The 2,828-nt window shown below is 64.5% G+C and carries 4 protein-coding genes; 2 read left to right on the top strand and 2 right to left on the bottom strand.

Annotated elements, in window-relative coordinates; translation table 11 throughout:
• Positions 1-376, bottom strand: a 376-nt coding sequence (locus B3873_RS22270) for a hypothetical protein (RefSeq protein ID WP_286869129.1), incomplete at its 3' end; no start/stop codon positions are given.
• Positions 377-614: 238 nt separating this feature from the next.
• Positions 615-1,265 carry a TetR/AcrR family transcriptional regulator gene (locus tag B3873_RS22265; protein ID WP_121042426.1) on the bottom strand — a complete coding sequence of 217 codons (651 nt, stop codon included), beginning with the start codon at positions 1,263-1,265 and terminating at the stop codon, positions 615-617.
• A 142-nt stretch (positions 1,266-1,407) separates the two neighbouring features.
• Between B3873_RS22265 and B3873_RS22260 the strand changes: the two genes are divergently transcribed.
• Both B3873_RS22260 and B3873_RS22255 read left to right on the top strand, forming a co-directional pair.
• On the top strand, positions 1,408-2,571 hold the full coding sequence (locus tag B3873_RS22260; RefSeq protein ID WP_414651565.1) for an efflux RND transporter periplasmic adaptor subunit: 1,164 nt from the start codon (positions 1,408-1,410) through the stop codon (positions 2,569-2,571).
• A partial coding sequence (locus B3873_RS22255; protein WP_286869128.1) for an efflux RND transporter permease subunit occupies positions 2,568-2,828 on the top strand: 261 nt, incomplete at its 3' end. The genes B3873_RS22260 and B3873_RS22255, both read left to right, overlap by 4 nt.

Genomic DNA, 2,828 nt, shown 5'->3' with positions numbered 1-2,828 from the left:
CCTGGAAGAAAGGCGCATCGCTGAAATCATTGGTCAGCAGCGCCGGCGAACTGCGTGAGCTGGAGACCAGGAGGCCGTGCTTGTCGAGCACGGCGGTTTCGACGATGTAGCGATTGGCTTGTCCGCCCGTGAAGAGAAACGATCCCAACTCGCTGCCCGACACCGGGAAATGCAGCACCTGGCGATAGCGCTCGCCGATGGAATCAAGGACGGAACAGAAGAACTCTGCGTGCCGCTGCAAGCCGCGCTGCATCACCAGCGTGATGTTGGCCGCATGGCCGATGGCCGTTTCTTTCGCCTGCTGGTGACTCTGGTAGATGGCACCGCCGCCGAGCAGGATGGCCATCAAGACCATGATCACCCAGCCCCTTTGCACATCGCGCTTCAGGATTTGAATTTTGGACTCCGGAACGTCACAGACCAGATGCGTGGCCCGTCCATTTCTGTTCCGGGAATTGCCTCACGTGGCTATCTGCAGGAAAGGGCGAGCAGGCCGCCTTTTTTTCGAAACGGAATATAGCAGCAAGCGCCAGTACGCGCAGCTTCCAGACCGCAGGATGCAGCCTGCCAACAACACGAGCAGGGGAGGTGATACCAGTTGTTGCAGCGATTTCTCAGGCAGCAGGACTTGCAAGCACTGCGGCACCGGGTGCGGCAATCGCAATGGACGCCTTGAGGAACCACGCCAGCACCGATTCTGCGGTCTTGCCATCGACGATGTGCGGTACGCAGCGATAGGAAAAACTCACGCCCTCGCACAAGGCCATCAGCCCGATGGCGATCTCGCGCGGCGGCGCGGCCGGGGCGGTGCCGGTCAGGCGGCAGTAGGCTTCGACGAAGCGGGTGATCTGGCCGTAGCGCTGCTCCAGGAAGGTATCGAGCTGGGCGCGGAATTTTTCGTCGCGCAAGGCGATGATGCGCGCTTCCATCCACAGCAGGCTGCATTTGTCATCGCGGTACAGCGCCGAGTACTGCACTGCCAGCGCGTCGCGCAGGGCATCGGGGTCGGTCAGTTCGCCACCGAGGATGCGCTCGAAGCCGCGGTCGATGCTCTCGCCTTCACGGCGCAGCAGCTCGAAGAACAGCTGCTCCTTGTCATCGAAGTTGGAGTAGAAGGCCCCGCGCGAGTATCCGGCGGCGGTGCTGATATCCTCCACGCTGGCCTGCGCGTATCCCTTCTGCATGAACACCGCGTGCGCCGCCTCCAGCAGACGTTCCCGGGTCTGCTCACGGCTTTGCTCGCGGCTGAGTCGTTGGCGTGTCATGGGGCTGGATTCTAACACTGTTGTATTCGGATACAGGATTGCATTTGAATTCATATGTGCATTAGAATCGCTGAACTTTTGTAAAGATGCGGAACGCGCCGCGGTCCGACACCTGACACCACCCTTTCCCGAAAGGAATGCTGTGAAGCCAGTCTCCCGTCCGTGTTCCGGCCGTCTTTCCACGTCTCTTTCGGCTCCTCGCCGCGTCCCGCTGGCGCGCATGGCGCTGCTGGCGATTCCCTTCACGTTGTTGCTCTCGGCCTGCAGCAAGCCGGCCCCGGTCGCCGATGCCCCGCGCGAAGTGGTGGTGCTGCAGGCGCAGGAACGCGGCAGCACCCGGCCGCTGCACCTGCCGGCCGAATTGCAGTCGCGCTATGTAACCTCGCTCTCCTTCCGCGTGGCCGGCCAGTTGGTGGAGCGCCGCGTGCATCTGGGTGACGCCGTGCGCAAGGGCCAGGTGCTGGCGCGTCTCGATCCCTCGGACGCCGACCAGAATGCCGCCTCGGCGCGCGCCGAACTGGCCTCCGCCCGCCAGCATCTGGATGCAGCGGAGAAGCAGTTGCAGCGTGATACTGCACAAGCCGCCGAACAGCTCATCAGTGCCCAGCAACTGGAGCAGAGCCAGGATGCGCATGCCGCCGCGCTGTCGCAATTCAAGGCCGCGCAGGCCCGCGCCTCGGTGGCAGGCAACCAGCGCGACTACACCACCCTGGTAGCCCAGCATGATGGCGTCATCAGCGCCGAGCAGGCCAATACCGGTGACGTCTTGGGTGCTGGCCAGCCGGTCTATTCGCTGGCCTGGTCGGGCGCAGTGGACGTGGTCACGGATGTCGCGGACCGCCAGCTGGCCGGCCTGCAGCCCGGTGCCGCGGCCGAGGTCACGCTGGCGGCCCTGCCCGGCAAGACGTACAAGGGCCGCGTGCGCGAGGTCAGCCCGGCGGCCGATCCGCAAAGCCGCACCTTCCGCATCAAGGTCACGCTGGAACAGCCGGACGCCAGCGTGCGCCTCGGCATGACCGGTGAAGTGAAGATCACACCGGCCGATACGGCACAGGGCCAGGTGCTGCTGCTCCCGGCCACCGCCCTGTTCCATCAAGGCGGCAAGCCTGCGGTGTGGGTCGTGACCAATGATGGCAAGCTGGAACTGCGTCCGGTCACCGTCGCGGCCTACGGCGAGCGCAGCATCTCGCTCTCGCAAGGCGTGGCCACACAGGACAAGGTGGTGGTGCAGGGCGTGCATACCCTCACCGTGGGTGAGAAGGTCAAGCCGGTCGCCCCGCTGCACGCCGAGGACTTCGCCCTATGAGCGCGCCCGGCCGTTTCAATCTCTCCGCCTGGACCCTGCAGCACCAGGCGCTGGTGACCTTCATCCTGGCGCTGGTGACGCTGCTGGGCATCGGTTCCTACTCGCGCCTGTCGCAATCGGAAGACCCGCCCTTCACCTTCAAGGTGATGGTGATCCAGACCGACTGGCCCGGTGCCACCGCGCGCCAGGTGCAGGAGCAGATCACCGACCGCATCGCCCGCAAGCTGCAGGAGACGCCCGATGTGGATTTCCTGCGC

Origin of the sequence: Herbaspirillum sp. UBA812 (assembly GCF_002296545.1) — a bacterium.
GTDB lineage: Bacteria > Pseudomonadota > Gammaproteobacteria > Burkholderiales > Burkholderiaceae_D > Herbaspirillum > Herbaspirillum huttiense.
Note: the sequence above shows the minus strand (reverse complement) of the source record. Positions and strands in the feature narration are given on the sequence as shown.

Bases quoted from the DNA above. Each gene is read 5' to 3' on its own strand.
- B3873_RS22265 (WP_121042426.1), bottom strand. From the start codon at position 1,265: ATGACACGCCAACGACTCAGCCGCGAGCAAAGCCGTGAGCAGACCCGG.